This window comes from Kosakonia sp. MH5, assembly GCF_009935945.1.
In the GTDB taxonomy this organism is placed as follows: domain Bacteria; phylum Pseudomonadota; class Gammaproteobacteria; order Enterobacterales; family Enterobacteriaceae; genus Kosakonia; species Kosakonia radicincitans.
On record NZ_QODH01000044.1, the window covers coordinates 1 to 665 of the forward strand.

At 49.8% G+C, this 665-nt stretch carries 1 protein-coding gene; it reads right to left on the reverse strand.

Annotation, left to right across the window (positions count from 1 at the left end; genetic code table 11):
- The coding region (locus DK872_RS27230) for a hypothetical protein (RefSeq protein WP_161519139.1) at window positions 1–635 on the reverse strand (635 nt) is incomplete at its 3' end.
- Window positions 636–665 lie beyond the last annotated feature (30 nt).

Here is a 665-nt window from a genome sequence, read left to right on the forward strand (position 1 = left end):
AGCCTTTGATAGTGGCATTGAACGCCAACAACTGCACCCTCAGTACGGGTAATCGGCGTGCCAGCAAATGCCACAGGAGTGTAGGTAACCGCATAGGTGTAGACGAGCTCATCCTCGGTCATCATCAACACACTATTGCAGTCCTGCAGTGCATATTCAAAGATGAGCACCCCAGAGGCAGAGTCCTCACCAACAACAGGACAGCCTCCCATAGACAAACCACTTGGCTGGATCAGCTGACCATTGCTGAACATATCCTTCTTCACCTCCACATGAACCCGGTTCTCACTGCATTGAACAGCCACACTACTGGGAGTCACAGGTTGCCTCAACTGGAAGTTCGCCGCCAACTCACGTTGCACTTCTGGGACAACTGGAAACTTCCAGTCCAAAGGCTTGACTGGACCCTGCATCAGCTGCTTCTCCTGAAGACCAAGAGGCTCTTGCGCAAATCTTCTGGAGTCAAGAACCGGAAACTGATAATCCTTTTGGAAAGGATTCAAGAACCCTTGAGAAGAAAGAGCATGACCTCTGGAAGCCGGAGCTGATTGTGGCTTCATGCTGCTTGAACTTTGACGGTGTTTCAAACTTCCCCAGGCACTCTTCAGATCAAAAGCCACAATCACAACCAACACTAAAACACCTTGCAAGAAACCCATTCTAAC